A 17,345-nucleotide genomic window follows, 5' to 3' on the forward strand; every position below is an offset into this window, starting at 1 on the left:
AAGCGTCTCCGATAGGAGAAGAGAAGCATTGCTGCCAAGGGCAGATCGCACAAGCATTTTTCAGCCTTTGCAATCTCTCAGGCTCTTCTGGCAAGCAGAACAAGCCTATGTTGATCCCAACCTTAGAGAAAATTTATGTAATAAATTATCCGAAGTCAGTATGAGTACGCTATAGTTTTAATCAGGCTCGAAATGAGTTTGCTTGAATAGGAATTAATTGATATGACGACTACCAGTGGCAAATGTCCGGTGATACACGGTGGTACTACGACAACTAGCATGTCGAATACGGAATGGTGGCCCAAAGCACTCAACCTCGATATTTTGAGTCAGCACGATCGCAAGACCAATCCGATGGGAGCGAACTTCAATTATCGGGAGGAGGTTAAGAAACTTGACGTAGCCGCGCTCAAAAAAGACCTGCACGCACTAATGACGGACAGCCAGGAGTGGTGGCCAGCGGACTGGGGACACTATGGCGGGTTGATGATCCGCATGACCTGGCACGCTGCGGGTACTTATCGGATAGCTGATGGTCGCGGTGGTGCGGGTACCGGTAATCAGCGCTTTGCACCTATCAACTCTTGGCCGGATAACGCTAACCTGGACAAGGCTCGCCGTCTGCTTTGGCCCGTTAAGAAGAAATATGGCAACAAGCTCAGTTGGGCGGATCTGATTGCCTACGCAGGCACCATCGCTTATGAATCTATGGGGCTAAAGACCTTCGGTTTTGCCTTTGGACGGGAAGATATTTGGCATCCCGAAAAAGATATATACTGGGGTTCGGAGAAAGAATGGCTCGCGCCCAGCAACGATCCCAACAGTCGCTATTCTGGCGAGCGGGATCTCGACAATCCGCTGGCTGCCGTGATGATGGGGCTAGTCTACGTCAACCCCCAAGGTGTAGACGGCAATCCCGACCCACTCAAGACCGCCCATGATGTACGTGAGACCTTTGCCCGTATGGCTATGAACGACGAAGAAACCGTCGCCCTTACCGCTGGTGGCCACACGGTGGGTAAATGTCACGGTAACGGCGATGCTGCGTTGCTCGGTGTGGAACCTGAAGCCGCCGATATCGAAGAACAGGGCTTGGGTTGGATCAACAACACCCATCGCGGTATTGGTCGCAACACCGTGACCAGCGGTATTGAAGGCGCATGGACGACCTATCCCACCCGATGGGACAACGGCTATTTCCACCAGTTGCTTAATTACGACTGGGAACTGAAGAAGAGCCCTGCCGGTGCGTGGCAGTGGGAACCGATCAACATCAAAGAAGAAGACAAGCCCGTTGATGTCGAAGACCCCACGATCCGCCTCAACCCGATCATGACCGATGCCGATATGGCGATGAAGATGGATCCTGAATATCGGAAAATCTCCGAGCGCTTCTACCACGATCCGGTCTACTTTGCCGAGACCTTTGCACGGGCGTGGTTCAAGCTGACACACCGGGATTTGGGGCCGAAGACTCGTTACATCGGCCCCGACGTGCCGCAAGAAGACCTAATCTGGCAGGATCCGATCCCCGCCGGGAACACTAACTATGATGTTCAGGTCGTGAAGGACGCAATTGCAGCCAGCGGTCTGAGCATCAGCGAAATGGTATGCACCGCCTGGGATAGCGCCAGAACCTTCCGGGATTCGGACAAGCGTGGGGGGGCTAACGGGGCACGTATCCGCCTAACCCCCCAGAAGGATTGGGAAGCTAACGAGCCTGCAAGTCTGGCCAAAGTGCTGGCCGTACTGGAAGGCATCGCGGCGGATACCGGTGCCAGCGTCGCAGATGTTATCATACTCGCAGGTAACGTTGGCATCGAGCAGGCGGCTAAGGCTGCTGGTTTTGACATTACCGTTCCCTTCTCCCCTGGCCGGGGCGACGCAACGGACGAGATGACCGATGCCGAATCGTTCGAGCCACTAGAGCCTGTCCATGACGGCTACCGTAACTGGCTCAAGAAGGACTACAGCGTTAGTCCCGAAGAGCTGATGCTTGATCGCACACAACTTATAGGGTTGACTGCTCCTGAAATGACGGTACTGGTTGGCGGTATGCGCGTGCTAGGTACCAACTATGGCGGCACCAAGCACGGTGTGTTTACTGATCGCGAAGGCGTATTAACAAACGACTTCTTCGTGAACCTAACGGACATGAACTACGTGTGGAAGCCAGCTGGTAATAACATGTATGAAATCCGCGATCGCAAGACGGATCATGTTAAGTGGACGGCGACACGGGTAGATCTTGTCTTCGGTTCCAACTCGATCCTTCGTGCCTATGCCGAAGTCTACGCGCAGGATGACAACAAAGAAAAGTTCGTGCAGGACTTCGTCACAGCCTGGGCGAAGGTGATGAACGCCGACCGCTTTGATATAGCTTAACTTTCATAACACATCCTCACACTGTTAAGCATCGCGGTGTGGGGATATGTATGTGGGATCAAGTACAATCATTGCAGAACTTCCCAGTCTTCTAAAGCAACTGGTTGTGTGGGGTCGTCATAACAGTATGGCTTTGTGTTGTGCATTGGATAAGGATTTGTAGTTGATTGGGGTATATGTTGAGCTTGGTACTGTGAAGTTTTAGTTTCCAGAATAATCACTTCGACAGCATCCCCAGCATGGAAGGGTAAACCCTGTAGGGTCAAAGTTCCATCTTCAGTTAAAACGACTTCTATTTTGTGAGCTTTCATATTTCAAAGACACTTTGCTTTATCCCATTCAAACTCTATCACTAAATCGTATTACTTAATATTTCAGCGTAACTACAAAATGTTGTGGCAGCGATACCGAGTACACTTTGTTCGCACAGATGTAAAAGAGCTTTTACATTCTTTGCTATAATTCAAGTAAAATGATGTCAATAACTTTGACAAAATTTTCTATACCTCCGTCAACTCTTTTTACAATGCTCCTTTGGAGACGCTACGCTAACACTATAAAAAATCAGCTATGAAAGAAATCATTGCTGCCAACCTGATCCGCTACCGTAAAAGTCTAGGCTTGTCTCAAGAGCAACTTGCTGCAACTACCGGGGTAACTCGCCAGAGCATTAATAACTACGAGAACGCCAAAACCTTACCAGATAGCAAAATCCTTTCTGCTTTGGCGAATGCGTTGGGCGTTACACTTGATGACTTACTACGTTCTCAAGGTGAAGGACTACCGAACTTCCGGTTCCGCGCTCATGTGGAATTCGGCAAAAACGCCCAATTTGCAGCCCAAGTGCTACGAATGCTGCAAACTTATATCGCCCTAGAACAAGCTGTTGGCTTACCAAGCTATACCCCAGAAAGTACACCCTGCTATCAAGTAGAAGGTAACGAGAAGCACATTCAGAAAATAGCTGCTTTGTTTCGCCATCGCTTAGGCTTAGGAGATGCTCCTATTACTAACCTGTTTCAGTCCGTTGAAGAAATCGGCTTAAAGGTTTTACGCTCCTCCGTTCCGATTAAAGGTTTCTTTGGTCTGAGTGCTTGTAGTGATATTGACGGTGCTTTTGTTTTGGTGAATACCTCTAACATTAGCATTGAACGTCAATTATTTACCCTTGCACATGAGATCGGACACTTAATTTTTCACCGTGGAGAGTACCAAGAAATTTTAATTGAAGAAGAAACTTTATCGGAAGAAAAACCACAAGAAAAGGTAGCTGATTACTTTGCTAGTCACCTACTTGTTCCCCAAGCTGAATTTGAGCGTATGTACTCACTTACCCAAGATATCGTCAAACTCAAACGCCATTTTCGGGTGAGTTACTTAGTCATCTTAAGTCGTTTAGCATCCATGGGAATCATTGATTTCGATAAAGAGAAAGCAAAAATTTGTGCAATTTATAAAAAGCAACATGATGGTGCATCTTTACAAAATTTAATGGAATTGCCACCAGTACTACTTTTAGATGATTATCCAGAAAATGAACGTTATGAATTTCTAATTTGGCAGTCTTTAAAATTGGGCAAAATTTCAGAGATGAAAGCCGCAGAACTTCTCAACTTAACTGTAGAAAAACTGCGGGTGTGTCGTCAAGAAATACCCCCCTTTCGGAATTGAGGATAATTTCGGAATTGAGGATAATACTGTTGAAGCTTAATCAAGATGCGTTTACCTCACGCCCTTACCCATGAACGAACAACGTCAGCAAGCCTATCTCAACCTGATTCGTAGTCTGTTAGATGCCCCCAATGGTGAAGTACCAAAGATTTTAGCCGCACACCAAGATTTACTTGATGCTGGCTTGGTGCAGAAAGTAGAAGAAGTAGCACAGATGTGTTCTCAACATGGAGATGAGAAGACAGCGAATAGGTTGCAAAATTTGGCAATGCAACTAGGGGAAGCGTTGAATCTAGATACTCAAATAGATTTGCAATCTCTGAGTAAAGAGGAGATACAAGCATATATTCGATTTTTGATCCAGGTACTACAAGCAACCGAAAACAGCAAAGGTAATCCCGAGATAGTTTACTTTTTGTTGGCACAGAATATAGACAAACTTGATGGAGTGTTTGCAGAAATACTACGTCGTTGCGCAACAAATAGAAGGGAAGCGAAAGCACATGAGGTGGAAGATTTAGCAGCAATTATTGGTAAATTTAGCAATCTAATTCAGCAATTCCCCTCGGGTGACAAAGCCAGCAATATAGAAATTGCTATCACTGGCTACGAAGTCGCGTTAACTGTCTACACCAAAAAAGCTTTTCGTGTTGATTGGGCAGCAACGCAAAATAATCTTGCAGCTGCCTACTGGGGGAGAATCAAAGGAGACAGGGCAGAGAACATCGAAAATGCAATCGCTGCATATACTGCGGCTTTAACTGTCAGAACCAGGGAAGCTTTGCCTGTTGATTGGGCAGCAACGCAAAATAATCTCGCTGTTGCCTACTGGGGGAGAATCAAAGGAGACAGGGCAGAGAACATCGAAAATGCAATCGCTGCATATACTGCGGCTTTAACCGTCTGGACTAGGGAAGATTTGCCTGTTGATTGGGCAGCAACGCAAAATAATCTCGCCAATGCCTACAGCAAGAGAATCAAAGGCGACAGAGCAGAGAACATCGAAAATGCGATCAATGCTTATACTGCGGCTTTAACTGTTTATACTAGAGAAGCTTTGCCTGTTGATTGGGCAGCGACGCAAAATAATCTCGCTGCTGCCTACTGGGGGACAATCAAAGGCGACAGAGCAGAGAATATCGAAAATGCAATCGCTGCATATACTGCGGCTTTAACTGTCAGAACCAGGGAAGCTTTGCCTGTTGATTGGGCAGCAACACAAAATAATCTCGCTGCTGCCTACAGTGATAGAATCAGAGGAGACAAGGCAGAGAACATCGAAAAAGCGATCGCTGCTTCTACGGCGGCTTTAACTGTCTACACCAAGGAAGCTTTGCCTGTTGATTGGGCAGCAACGCAAAATAATCTCGCCAATGCCTACAGCAAGAGAATTAAAGGCGACAGAGCAGAGAACATCGAATATGCGATCACTGCATCTACTGCGGCTTTAACTGTCTACACCAGGGAAGCTTTGCCTGTTGATTGGGCAGCAACGCAAAATAATCTCGCCACTGCCTACAGCAAGAGAATTAAAGGCGACAGAGCAGAGAACATCGAAAATGCGATCACTGCATATACTGCGGCTTTAACTGTCTACACCAGGGAAGCTTTGCCTGTTGATTGGGCAGCAACGCAAAATAATCTCGCCAATGCCTACAGCAAGAGAATTAAAGGCGACAGAGCAGAGAACATCGAAAAAGCGATCACTGCATATACTGCGGCTTTAACTGTCTACACCAGGGAAGCTTTGCCTATTGATTGGGCAATGACGCAAAATAATCTCGCTCTTGCCTACAGGGACACAATCAAAGGCGACAAAGCAGAGAACATCGAAAATGCAATCAAGGCTTATACTGCGGCTTTAACCGTCTACACCAGGGAAGCTTTGCCTGTTGATTGGGCAGCAACGCAAAATAATCTCGCTGCTGCCTACAGAGAGAGAATCAAAGGCGACAAAGCAGAGAACATCGAATATGCGATCACTGCATCTACTGCGGCTTTAACTGTCAGAACTAGGGAAGCATTGCCTGTTGATTGGGCAGCAACGCAAAATAATCTCGCCAATGCCTACAGCGATAGAATCAAAGCCGACAGAGCAGAGAATATCGAAAATGCGATCAAGGCTTATACTGCGGCTTTAACTGTCTACACCAGGGAAGCTTTGCCTCAAAATTGGGCAGCAACGCAAAATAATCTCGCTGTTGCCTACAGCAATAAAATCAAAGGCGACAGAGCAGAGAATATCGAAAATGCGATCAAGGCTTATACTGCGGCTTTAACTGTCTACACCAGGGAAGCTTTGCCTCAAAATTGGGCAATGACGCAAAATAATCTCGCTCTTGCCTACAGCAATAAAATCAAAGGAGACAGAGCAGAGAACATCGAAAATGCGATCAAGGCTTATACTGAGGCTTTAACTGTTTATACTAGAGAAGCATTGCCTATTGATTGGGCAATGACGCAAAATAATCTCGCTCTTGCCTACAGCAATAAAATCAAAGGAGACAAGGCTGAGAATATCGAAATGGCGATCGCTGCTTTTACTGACGCTTTAACTGTCAGAACTAGGGAAGCATTGCCTGTTGATTGGGCAACGACGCAAAATAATCTCGCCAATGCCTACAGCAAGAGAATCAAAGGCGACAGAGCAGAGAATATCGAAAATGCGATCAAGGCTTATACAGCGGCTTTAACTGTCTACACCAGGGAAGCTTTGCCTCAAAATTGGGCAGAAACTTTATTCAACCGGGGAATTACTTACCAAGACGCAAACCAGTTTGATTTAGCATACAATGATTTTAAGTCTGCCATTGACACAGTAGAATCTTTACGAGAAGAGATAGTATCTGGTGAAGAAAGCAAACGCAAACAAGCGGAAAAGTTTAACCAAGTTTATAGCCGCATGGTAGAAGTTTGCTTGCAATTAAATAAGATTACCGAAGCAATTGAATATGCTGAACGGAGTAAAACTCGTAATTTAGTTGAGCAAATCCTGGAACGTGACTCTAAAACCATCTTCCCTCCAGATGTTGTCACTCGACTAGAAACCTACAGAGATGAAATAGCCGCAGGACAATATCAAATCCAGAATGGCAAAGCAGACAATCCCGAAGTCTTAGCAAAAGATCTCCAAGAATTGCGCCGGCAGCGTAATGAATTACAAAACTGCTATTTACCTGTTGGTTACGGTTTTGATTTTAATTCATTTCAGGCTACGTTGAATGAGAATACAGTCATCATTGAGTGGTATATTCTGAATGATAAAATCCTGGCGTTTATTGTCACCAAAACAGGAGAAGTAACAGTTTGGCAATCCCAAGCAGAAGACAGAGAAGCTCTAGGAAATTGGGGAAGTCAATATTTACAAAATTACTACGGGCAGAAAGACGAATGGCCGAATAGCTTAGAGTCAGCAGTTCAACAATTAGCCGCAATCCTGCACATCGATGAAATATTAACCCGGATACCACAGCAGTGTAATCAACTCATTTTAATTCCCCATCGCTTTCTGCATCTATTACCCCTTCATGCACTCCCAGTAAATCAAAATGCTGCAAGTTATTCTAGTCTTCTAGATTTATTTCCTCATGGTGTGAGCTATGCACCCAGTTGTCAACTACTGCAACAGGTACAGCAACGCAAACGTCCTGATTTTCAATCTTTGTTTGCGGTTCAAAACCCCACAGGAGATTTAAACTATACAGATTTAGAAGTACAAGTTATTCAAAGCTACTTTAATCCTGCCAACATCCTGAAGAAAACAGACGCAACACTCACTGCAATTAATCAATCTGAGTTAAATACTTACCACTGCGCCCACTTTAGTTGTCACGGTTCTTTTAATTTGACAAATGCTAGTCAATCAGGTTTGATTCTAGCCAATGCAGCAGTCGAAGACACAGCAACAAAACACGACTTGGAACGTTATCTGAATGTGCGAGCAGGAGAAACCCACGATTTAGACAAATGCCTTACCTTAGATAAAATCTTTGCTCTCAAATTAGAAAAATGTCGCCTCGTCACCCTTTCCGCTTGCGAGACTGGATTGATTGATTTTCAAAATACCAGCGACGAATATATTGGTTTACCTAGCGGTTTTTTGTTAGCAGGTAGTTCCAGTGTTGTTAGTTCTCTCTGGAGAGTAAATGATTTGTCTACCAGCTTTTTAATGATTAAATTCTACGAAAACTTATTCCGACTTGATAACCTAGAAGCTGGGGATGTTGCCATAGCTCTAAAGGAAGCTCAAACATGGCTACGAAATCTGACTGTTGAGGAAGTAGTCAAGTTTTGGGAAGATAAAAAGATACTTGCCCAATTGAGAAAAGGACAAGTATTAATATTTGAAGAATCTTTGAAACGAATCAAGCAACGTCAACACCTACCTTTTGCCAATCCCTACTACTGGGCTGGATTTATCGCTTCTGGACATTAATCACCAGGTTAAGGTACTTCACAAAACTTTTTCGCCCCCAGTTTAAATACCAATATACTAAGTGCAGTGGCAGTACCCAAAGGAATACCTGTACTAACTGCAAACGGTTCTATAATTGGAGCAATGAATCCAGATTCTAAAGCGTCTCTAACTTCCTCTTGACAAACAAATTTGCGGATTCTCTCTAACCAATCATTTAATCCTCTATCTGCTTCTTGTGCAGTTTCCCGCATAAACAGCAGTGGAACTGCATCGTCTAAATAGCCTTCACACTCTTCTATGGTATCTAAAGCTACTAATGCCTCTGGACTATCAGCCAACTGGTTGCGGAACTGGCTAATTTCCTCTGGTGTAACAGTAATCATTTAATAGTTTTAACCAGTAAATACACGAAAAACTACATGACTATACATTATAATGCCTAATCTAGCAATATAGCGATCGCACTCACAGCATTCATTTCCCACACCATAGAGATGGCTTACACGAAAGAGCTATTTGTTGACTGCACACCCAGAATAGCTTAAGTAGTTCCACAAAATCCTAACTATGTGTAGGACACGCCTAGAAGGCTTTATTTTCGTCAGTCAGCAAGGGCGAGTTTGTGAAAATTCATGCTGTTATTTGATGTGCAATTAACTCGTATTTAGAACATCAAGAGCGTTGATATTTCTCAGGTAAAACCCTAAGCATCCCTAATAGATCGATACTTACATAGCAAAAAGCGCTCGAGAGTGTTGCCGTGTTTCCACCTCAAGCGCTTTTTATCTTCAACTTACTCCTCACACACAACTAAAGAGTATCACTGGTTCAAATAAAAGACAAATAGGTTAAGTGACACTTTATCAAGTGGACTTTGTTCCTTGACGGTCGAAATTCTTTAATGTAGAAAATGCCGAACACCCGTCAATACCATGACTAGGCCTAGTTTATTTGCAGCTTCGATAGAATCCTGATCCCGGAGACTTCCCCCTGGTTGTACAATAGCCGTGATTCCCGCAGCAGCAGATGTTTTTACTGAATCATCAAACGGAAAGAAACCATCGCTAGCAAGAAAAGCACCTTTTGCCCCTTCTCCAGCTTGTTCTAAAGCTATTTTAACCGAGCCAACACGGTTCATCTGACCTGCACCCACACCGATTGTAGCGCGATCGCGACTCACAACAATAGCATTCGATTTCACGTGTTTGCAAACCTTCCAAGCAAACAGCAATTCTTCCAACTCCTGCTCAGTTGGTTTCCTCTCAGTTACAACTTGCCACTTACTCGTATCCGCTACGATATCATCTGCTGTTTGTACAAGGAAACCACCAGCTATGACTTTCACAGTTTCCTTTGCTCCACTGCTCAAATCAGGTAAAGTTAACACCCGCACCTTTGATTTAGCAGCGAGAATTTGTTGCGCTTCTGGCTCACACCCTGGTGCAACCACACATTCTAAAAATAGCTTTGTTAACTCAGTCGCAGTATCAGCATCAATTGAACGGTTAAGCGCAACAATTCCCCCAAACGCAGAAACGGGATCAGCGTTAACAGCCTTTTCGTAAGCTTCTTTAAGACTACTACCTAAAGCAACACCACAGGGATTAGTATGTTTGAGAATTGCGGCGGCTGGGCTATCAGTGAATTCTGAAATGATCCGTCGTGCTGCTTCTAAATCAACTAAATTATTGTAACTCAGTTCCTTACCTTGAATTTTGGTAGCCCCTGCCCATCCCTCTGCACTATTACCAGTTTGATACCAAGCTGCACTTTGATGAGGATTTTCACCATAGCGGAGAGATTGCAGTTGTGTACCAGAATGGGTGTATTGTTGAGGTAAAGTGGATTCTGTTGCTGATTGCTGTGTGAGATAAGATGCGATCGCCTGATCATAGCGAGAAGTATGTAAAAATCCGCTCAAAGCGCACTTTTGGCGAAACTGTAGCGACGCTTCACCACCATGTTGACGCAATTCCTGTAAATATTCTTCATACTGTGCTGGATCAGACAAAACTGTGAGATGAGCAAAGTTTTTTGCAGATGCTCTCAGCATAGCAGGACCACCAATATCTATTTGCTCAATTGCTTCAGATAAAGTCACACCCTCTTTAGCAATCGTTTCCTCAAAAGGGTAAAGATTGACAACCACCAAATCTATGGGACGAATTTGGTTATTTGCTAAATCTGTAACATCTTGGGTGACATCGCGCCGTGCTAGAATACCACCATGAATTCGAGGATGCAAAGTCTTGACTCGACCACCCAAAATCTCTGGAGAGCCTGTATAATCAGCTACTTTTGTAACTGGGAGTCCTGCGTCTTTGAGCGCTTGTGCTGTTCCCCCGCTACTGATTAAATCGAAGCTGAACTCTTCTACTAAAGTACGGGCAAGCTCAATTAAACCTCTTTTGTTAGATACACTTAGCAAGGCGAGACGTGTCATAATTTCCGAGATTCCTTTCAACAAACAGCTAATGAATAATTCTCTAGAAGTTATTACTGTACCTCCAAAATCAGGGCAAGCACCAAAGGGTTTAATCGTAACTTTGCACGGTTGGGGTGCTAATGCTGAGGATGTGGCATCTTTATCACCATATTTCAACTTGCCAAATTATCAGTTTTTGTTTCCCGACGCTCCTTTTCCTTTTCCGGATTCATCTGTGGGGAGAGCATGGTACGATCTCAGAATGGAAAATATGTATCAGGGCTTAATACAAAGTCGGGAGTTACTAACTGATTGGTTACAATCTTTGGAAAGTACTACTGGCATACCTTTATCGCGAACAATCTTGAGCGGATTTTCTCAAGGTGGAGCTATGACTTTAGATGTAGGGTTAAAGTTACCCCTAGCAGGTTTAGTAGCTATGAGTGGGTATTTACATCCAAGTGCGGAAGGTTTAAAAACATTGGATGCAAAATCTGTACCTCCAGTTTTGATAACACATGGCAAGCAAGATACTGTTGTTCCACTAGAAGCTGCGATTTCAGCACGGAAGACTTTAGAATCACTAGGAGTTACAGTAAAATACCAAGAATTTGATATGGGTCACGAAATCAGTCCAGAGGTACTGGAATTGTTTAGAAATTTTGTAGTGGATACACTCTCCTGATTGAGATTACACAATTTTTACAAATTCCGAAAGAAATACTGAAAATTTTCACAGAATTCACACCTTGGAATGGGTAATATATATTGGGTAGATTCGTCAAGCGCAAATCTACCCATGCTGGATGCGACTGCGGCTTAAGGGAGGGGCAAGCATAATGAGTACTCTAAGCATTTCAAAACAAGAAATTGCTGGCATAACTTCAAAAGAGGTGGAACAGTTAGCTATACGTCTGGAGCAAGATAACTACAGTAATGCTTTTGAGGGGTTAAATGATTGGCACTTACTGCGTGCGATCGCGTTCCAGCGTCCTGAGTTAGTAGAACCATATATTCATCTGTTAGACTTAGAACCCTACGACGAAGCGTAAACAGGAGTCAGGAGTCAGAATACAGGAGTCAGAATACTACCCATAAAGGGATGGTGTTTTAGGAAAAGTTTCAACTCCTATTTCGTCCATTTATAGACGAAGTTTTAACCCCTATTGATCATTCTGACTCCTGACTCCTGACTCCTGTATTCTTCAGTTAGTGTTAGTGTTAGCAACTAACTACTAACAATCATGAAGAACGCAAAATCGCGAAGGGTTTTAGTTGGTGTAAGCGGCGGGATCGCGGCTTATAAGGTTTGTGAGGTTGTTTCTACACTATTTAAAGCTGGGGTGGAAGTTCGAGTTATTCTTACATCCAAGGCGCAAGAATTTATCACACCTCTGACTTTAGCAACACTGTCTCGCCACCCCGCTTACACTGACGAAAATTTTTGGGAATCAACTCACTCTCGCCCATTACACATCGACTTAGGCGAATGGGCGGATGTGTTTGTCATTGCACCCCTCTCGGCTAATACATTAGCAAAGTTAGCTTATGGAATGGCTGATAATTTGCTAACCAATACCGTGTTAGCTTCTAAAAGCCCCATATTGTTAGTTCCTGCAATGAATACTGATATGTGGGAACAAATGTCGGTGCAACGCAATTGGCAACAATTATTAACAGATAGCCGATATCATGCAATGAATACCGCGTCGGGTTTGTTGGCGTGCGATCGCGTCGGATCTGGGAGAATGGCAGAACCTCCGGAAATTGTTGCTTACACTCAATCTCTTCTCCAAACCTTCGGTAAGCGAGACTTAGCAGGAAAGCGCGTTTTAATCAGCGCTGGAGGAACGCGAGAGCATCTTGATCCAGTACGTTTTATAGGTAACCCTTCTACAGGCAAAATGGGGTTAGCTACAGCATTAGCTGCACTTCACCGAGGAGCAAATGTTACACTAGTACATGCCCCAGCAAATTGGGATGTACCTTTAGGAATACAAGCTATTCCGGTTGTTAGTGCTGACCAAATGCGAGCTAGTATGTTAGAGTATTTACTTAATGCTGATGTGATTGTAATGTCGGCGGCTGTTGCTGATGTTAAGCCACGAGAGTATAGTTATCAGAAATTGCCAAAGCGATCGCTTCCTGAAACCTTACCTTTAGAATTTGTCCCAGATATCATCGCGGAATTGGCAACCTGCAAGCAACCACATCAAAAATTAATCGGGTTCGCAGCACAAACAGGCGATATTATCAAGCCAGCATTAGAGAAATTGTATAATAAGAATTTGGATGTCATTGTTGCAAACCCAATAGACGAACCCGGTAGTGGTTTTGGCAGCGATAACAATAGAGCGGTATTTTTAGACAAACAAGGAACCAAGCTAGAAATCGCCTCTTGTTCTAAGTTAGAAATGGCGCATCACTTATTTGATTTTGTTGTTCCCACTCTTGGGATGGGAATGCATTCCGAGATTCAGTCTACCACCAATATTTGACTTGAGAGTAGTTAAGCTTTTCCACATTTAAGTTACATTTTGCTCTATTAGTCGGGAAAGCTTCAAACCCTATGCCCTATGCCCTATGCCCCTTGCCCCCTTAAACTAGATGTGGAACATCTTATTTATGTCTCAACTTTTTAAAGCTGTTTTGGATAGCGAAGAAAAAAGCGATTTGCGTTGCTTCATCAGTGAATTGCACCAGCACCCAAACAAATACTTGCTGCGAAACGAGATACTTAATATATATAGTGAATATTGTTCCAAATACCAAAAGCCCAAAGAGGCTTACACTTCTTCACGTTTAGGTAAACTCATTTACTACACTCAAGAAATTATTGTACAGGACTTAACTCTCTGCTTCGTTATCCGCCCTAAAATTGCAAGTCAAGAAGTTTATCGGGTAACAGGAGATTTAAGTGTTGAACCGATGAGTGTAGAAGAACTTTTGGATTTACGCGATAGCGAAGCGCTGCGCCCAAGGGGCGATCGCTTCGTTAACCGATATCATCCCCAAGAAGGCAACATTCTAGAACTAGATTTCAATCCGTTTTATGATTACTCGCCAGTGATTCGCGATCCAAAAAACATTGGTAAGGGTGTACAGTACCTCAACCGCTATCTATCCAGCCAGCTATTTGAAGATCGCAACCAATGGCTGGAAAGCTTGTTCATGTTCTTGCGCTTGCACCAGTATAACGGTACTCAGTTATTGATTAGCGACTATATTCAATCTCAACAGCAACTTTCCGAACAAGTTAAGCAAGCTATAGCTGTATTAGATAATCATGACAGCGAGCTACCTTACGAAAAATTCCGGTTTGAACTACAAACGATGGGGTTTGAACCAGGATGGGGTAACACAGCCGCGCGAGTAAAAGAAACCCTCAGCCTTCTTGATGAACTCATCGACTCTCCAGATTCACAAATCTTAGAAGCCTTCCTTTCCCGTATTCCGATAATTTTTAGGATTGTCCTAGTGTCAATTCACGGCTGGTTTGGGCAGGAGGGTGTTTTAGGGCGTCCTGATACTGGGGGTCAAGTTGTCTACGTGCTTGATCAAGCAAAAACTCTAGAAAAGCAACTCCAAGAAGATGCAATATTAGCTGGTTTAGAAGGATTAAATGTCGAGCCAAAAGTAATTATTCTCACTCGCCTAATTCCTAATAGTGACGGAACTCTTTGTAACCAACGTTTGGAAAAAGTCCATGATACAGAAAATGCTTGGATTTTAAGAGTTCCTTTCCGAGAATTTAATTCTAAAGCAGCTAAGGATTGGATTTCGAGGTTTGAGATTTGGCCATATCTTGAAACCTTCGCAATAGATGCAGAAAAAGAACTTCTAGTAGAGTTTCAGGGTAAACCTGATTTGATCGTTGGTAACTATTCTGATGGTAATTTGGCAGCCTTTTTGCTAGCACGTCGGTTGAAAGTGACTCAGTGTAACATTGGTCATGCTTTAGAAAAATCCAAATACTTGTTCAGTAACCTCTACTGGCAGGATTTAGAAGATAAATATCATTTTTCGTTACAGTTTACTGCTGATTTATTAGCAATGAACGCTGCCAATTTTATCATCACCAGTACTTACCAAGAAATTGTGGGAACCGAATCTAGCTTGGGACAGTACGAGTCTTATAAGTGTTTCACAATGCCGGATTTGTACCATGTGGTAAGTGGTATTGAGTTATTCTCTCCCAAATTCAATATAGTACCCCCAGGGGTGAATGAAAATTACTTTTTTCCCTACACGAGAACAGAAGACAGAGTTGAGAGCGACAGACAAAGAATCGAAGAAATGCTTTTTACTCTCGAAGATTCCACCCAGATTTTCGGCAAACTTGACGACAAAAGCAAACGCCCTTTATTCTCAATTGCAAGACTTGACCGAATTAAAAACCTCACAGGTTTAGCCGAATCTTTTGGTAAAAGTCAACAATTGCAGGAGTATTGCAACTTAATTTTAGTAGCGGGTAAGTTGCGCGTGGAAGAATCTGATGACCATGAAGAACGTGATGAAATTGTCAAACTCTACAATATTATTGAAAAATACAATCTTCAAGGAAAAATTCGCTGGTTAGGTGTCCGCTTGTCAAAGCCTGACTCTGGTGAAATTTATCGAGTCATCGCTGATCACAAAGGAATTTTTGTGCAGCCAGCTTTGTTTGAGGCTTTCGGTTTAACTATTTTAGAGTCGATGATTTCAGGATTACCAACTTTTGCCACACAATTTGGTGGTCCACTAGAAATTATTCAGGATAGGGTAAATGGCTTTTACATTAACCCGACTAATTTAGAAGAAACATCTGAAAAAATTCTGGATTTTGTCATTAAATGCGAGCAAAATCCTAAGTACTGGGATGAAATTTCGCACCAGGCTATTGAAAGAGTTTTTAGCACCTACACATGGAGAATCCATACGAGTAAGCTACTATCTCTGGCGCGAATCTATGGCTTCTGGAACTTTACTTCAAAAGAAAAACGTGAAGATTTATTACGCTATATTGAGGCTTTGTTCTATTTAATTTATAAACCAAGATCGCAACAACTACTAGAACAACAAGCATCAACGATATAGGGCTGCAGTACTTGGATTTACCGTTACTCCATCTAAAGCAGGAGTTAACTTGACTGCATATCTTTTCTTAGGCAGATGTAGCAATTTTATCAAAAAACTAAATTAATACTATGATATGCGGCTAAGAGGAGAATAAAGTTTATGGGTTGGTTACAAAGACTTTTTGGAATTGAGAAACCCAATAATGCACAAGTCAATCCTGCACCCGAACAACAGCAAACTGAAGAGACACAGACTGCTGCTGCTCCTGCTGCAACTCAATCAATTCCTGCAGAGCGTTTGGGTTTGAATGGAGAATACGATCAAAGTGGGTTAGCAAAGCGTGTAGCACTTGCTTTTGACCAAGACTCGGAAGTTGATGACATTCACACCCTATGGGTTGCTCAGACAGGTAGTACTGTCGTTTTAAAAGGTAAAGTTCCAAGTCAAGACATTCTCAACAAAATGGTTTCAGTGGCACAAGGAGTAAACGGTGCCACTGATGTTGATACTAGTCAAGTTACTGTTGAATAGAAGCTTGATGAGGCATAGCAGGGAGAAGCAAGTCTAAACACAAGTAATCAAACATCTACATTTATTTGTTCTATCTGTCTAGCAGCTTTCTCCCAAAGCTTTGCTGAAGCCTCATCTTGCCAGTGAGTTCTCAAATTTTCTGCTTTTTTATGGCATATTCGCTCCAACATTTCTAAAATTGTAGATAATGTCGATTCATTAACTAACGCTTCTAAAGTCTCCATATATTCTTTGTGCATGGGGCAGTTATATCCTTAACGTCTGTTGATATATTCTGACAAAATCTATACCGCTATGGTTTTGGGTATGACTGTACTTCATCAGTATAGAAAGAGCTATAAATCAGTCAGATATTTCTTTAAAAGAAATTCAAATAAAAATAGAACTAAATTGAGCACTACCTCGTCTAACAATTACCATCAGTCCAATATTAACAATCAGTTCTCCCTCATTAGTATCACCTTGGAGGAGAACTGATCGGGTTGCTCAACCTCAAATCAACAAATTAGGAGAGCTCAATGTTAAAAGCAGTTCCTCTATTGACGGGTATCGTTGCCACCGCCACTATCATACAGCCATCCGTGGCGATGAACACCCCAAATCTTTCTTCCAGTCTAGCCAGTAAACAGCCATCCAGCGATCTTTATGCTCAAATTATCTTGAACATTGGTCATTCTCCATCCTGGAGGGAGCGCCGATGGGAACGGGAACGTGAGCGTGAACGTGAGCTTGCGCGCGAGCGTCATGAACGTTGGGAACGCGAACACCGTCGGGAACGTGAACACCGTTGGGATCGCGATCGCGAACGTTACGAGCATCGATATTATTAAGTCGTCAGTATAGACATTAACAGAGAAT

13 protein-coding genes are annotated in these 17,345 nt (G+C 43.2%); 9 read left to right on the forward strand and 4 right to left on the reverse strand.

The window, feature by feature from the left end:
• Nucleotides 1-222 precede the first annotated feature (222 nt).
• Nucleotides 223-2,385, forward strand: a complete 2,163-nt coding sequence (gene katG, locus G4P69_RS12230) for a catalase/peroxidase HPI (RefSeq protein WP_208350033.1) — start codon at nucleotides 223-225, stop codon at nucleotides 2,383-2,385.
• Between the two features lie 68 nt (nucleotides 2,386-2,453).
• On the opposite strand, the gene G4P69_RS12235 is transcribed toward katG, so the two are convergent.
• Complete coding sequence (locus G4P69_RS12235) at nucleotides 2,454-2,696, reverse strand: hypothetical protein (protein ID WP_208346600.1); 243 nt, start codon at nucleotides 2,694-2,696, stop codon at nucleotides 2,454-2,456.
• Nucleotides 2,697-2,955: 259 nt separating this feature from the next.
• Here G4P69_RS12235 and G4P69_RS12240 point away from each other — a divergent pair, with 259 nt between their 5' ends.
• Entirely contained in the window at nucleotides 2,956-4,056 is a 1,101-nt protein-coding gene (locus G4P69_RS12240) for a helix-turn-helix domain-containing protein (protein WP_208350041.1), read from the forward strand.
• Nucleotides 4,057-4,126: 70 nt separating this feature from the next.
• Nucleotides 4,127-8,491 carry a CHAT domain-containing tetratricopeptide repeat protein gene (locus G4P69_RS12245; protein ID WP_243902939.1) on the forward strand — a complete coding sequence of 1,455 codons (4,365 nt, stop codon included), beginning with the start codon at nucleotides 4,127-4,129 and terminating at the stop codon, nucleotides 8,489-8,491.
• Between the two features lie 8 nt (nucleotides 8,492-8,499).
• Here G4P69_RS12245 and G4P69_RS12250 read toward each other — a convergent pair whose 3' ends face one another.
• Both G4P69_RS12250 and purH read right to left on the reverse strand, forming a co-directional pair.
• Nucleotides 8,500-8,856, reverse strand: a complete 357-nt coding sequence (locus G4P69_RS12250) for a hypothetical protein (protein ID WP_208345702.1) — start codon at nucleotides 8,854-8,856, stop codon at nucleotides 8,500-8,502.
• A gap of 515 nt (nucleotides 8,857-9,371) precedes the next feature.
• Nucleotides 9,372-10,916, reverse strand: coding sequence for a bifunctional phosphoribosylaminoimidazolecarboxamide formyltransferase/IMP cyclohydrolase (gene purH / locus G4P69_RS12255; protein ID WP_208350043.1), 1,545 nt, complete (start codon nucleotides 10,914-10,916; stop codon nucleotides 9,372-9,374).
• A 31-nt stretch (nucleotides 10,917-10,947) separates the two neighbouring features.
• On the opposite strand from purH, the gene G4P69_RS12260 reads away from it, so the two are divergent.
• The 5 genes from G4P69_RS12260 (at nucleotide 10,948) to G4P69_RS12280 (ending at nucleotide 16,487) form a co-directional block, all read left to right on the forward strand.
• Complete coding sequence (locus G4P69_RS12260; protein ID WP_208350046.1) at nucleotides 10,948-11,583, forward strand: alpha/beta hydrolase; 636 nt, start codon at nucleotides 10,948-10,950, stop codon at nucleotides 11,581-11,583.
• A gap of 154 nt (nucleotides 11,584-11,737) precedes the next feature.
• Entirely contained in the window at nucleotides 11,738-11,950 is a 213-nt protein-coding gene (gene isiD / locus G4P69_RS12265) for a protein IsiD (RefSeq protein WP_208350049.1), read from the forward strand.
• Nucleotides 11,951-12,142: 192 nt separating this feature from the next.
• Nucleotides 12,143-13,396, forward strand: coding sequence for a bifunctional phosphopantothenoylcysteine decarboxylase/phosphopantothenate--cysteine ligase CoaBC (coaBC, locus tag G4P69_RS12270; RefSeq protein ID WP_208350052.1), 1,254 nt, complete (start codon nucleotides 12,143-12,145; stop codon nucleotides 13,394-13,396).
• Between the two features lie 127 nt (nucleotides 13,397-13,523).
• Nucleotides 13,524-15,974 carry a sucrose synthase gene (locus tag G4P69_RS12275; RefSeq protein ID WP_208350053.1) on the forward strand — a complete coding sequence of 817 codons (2,451 nt, stop codon included), beginning with the start codon at nucleotides 13,524-13,526 and terminating at the stop codon, nucleotides 15,972-15,974.
• A gap of 141 nt (nucleotides 15,975-16,115) precedes the next feature.
• Entirely contained in the window at nucleotides 16,116-16,487 is a 372-nt protein-coding gene (locus G4P69_RS12280; protein WP_208350056.1) for a phospholipid-binding protein, read from the forward strand.
• 47 nt (nucleotides 16,488-16,534) lie between these two features.
• Here the strand turns inward: G4P69_RS12280 and G4P69_RS12285 are convergent, their stop codons facing one another.
• Nucleotides 16,535-16,726: a hypothetical protein gene (locus G4P69_RS12285; RefSeq protein WP_208350059.1), complete on the reverse strand. Its 192-nt coding sequence runs from the start codon at nucleotides 16,724-16,726 to the stop codon at nucleotides 16,535-16,537.
• A gap of 279 nt (nucleotides 16,727-17,005) precedes the next feature.
• Between G4P69_RS12285 and G4P69_RS12290 the strand changes: the two genes are divergently transcribed.
• Nucleotides 17,006-17,317 carry a hypothetical protein gene (locus tag G4P69_RS12290; RefSeq protein ID WP_208350063.1) on the forward strand — a complete coding sequence of 104 codons (312 nt, stop codon included), beginning with the start codon at nucleotides 17,006-17,008 and terminating at the stop codon, nucleotides 17,315-17,317.
• The last annotated feature ends 28 nt before the right edge of the window (nucleotides 17,318-17,345 follow it).

The sequence above is a fragment of the Aetokthonos hydrillicola CCALA 1050 genome (assembly GCF_017591665.1).
GTDB lineage: Bacteria > Cyanobacteriota > Cyanobacteriia > Cyanobacteriales > Nostocaceae > Aetokthonos > Aetokthonos hydrillicola.

Bases quoted from the DNA above. Each gene is read 5' to 3' on its own strand.
- katG (WP_208350033.1), top strand. From the start codon at position 223: ATGACGACTACCAGTGGCAAATGTCCGGTGATACACGGTGGTACTACG.
- G4P69_RS12235 (WP_208346600.1), bottom strand. From the start codon at position 2,696: ATGAAAGCTCACAAAATAGAAGTCGTTTTAACTGAAGATGGAACTTTG.
- G4P69_RS12240 (WP_208350041.1), top strand. From the start codon at position 2,956: ATGAAAGAAATCATTGCTGCCAACCTGATCCGCTACCGTAAAAGTCTA.
- G4P69_RS12245 (WP_243902939.1), top strand. From the start codon at position 4,127: ATGAACGAACAACGTCAGCAAGCCTATCTCAACCTGATTCGTAGTCTG.
- G4P69_RS12250 (WP_208345702.1), bottom strand. From the start codon at position 8,856: ATGATTACTGTTACACCAGAGGAAATTAGCCAGTTCCGCAACCAGTTG.
- purH (WP_208350043.1), bottom strand. From the start codon at position 10,916: ATGACACGTCTCGCCTTGCTAAGTGTATCTAACAAAAGAGGTTTAATT.
- G4P69_RS12260 (WP_208350046.1), top strand. From the start codon at position 10,948: ATGAATAATTCTCTAGAAGTTATTACTGTACCTCCAAAATCAGGGCAA.
- isiD (WP_208350049.1), top strand. From the start codon at position 11,738: ATGAGTACTCTAAGCATTTCAAAACAAGAAATTGCTGGCATAACTTCA.
- coaBC (WP_208350052.1), top strand. From the start codon at position 12,143: ATGAAGAACGCAAAATCGCGAAGGGTTTTAGTTGGTGTAAGCGGCGGG.
- G4P69_RS12275 (WP_208350053.1), top strand. From the start codon at position 13,524: ATGTCTCAACTTTTTAAAGCTGTTTTGGATAGCGAAGAAAAAAGCGAT.
- G4P69_RS12280 (WP_208350056.1), top strand. From the start codon at position 16,116: ATGGGTTGGTTACAAAGACTTTTTGGAATTGAGAAACCCAATAATGCA.
- G4P69_RS12285 (WP_208350059.1), bottom strand. From the start codon at position 16,726: ATGCACAAAGAATATATGGAGACTTTAGAAGCGTTAGTTAATGAATCG.
- G4P69_RS12290 (WP_208350063.1), top strand. From the start codon at position 17,006: ATGTTAAAAGCAGTTCCTCTATTGACGGGTATCGTTGCCACCGCCACT.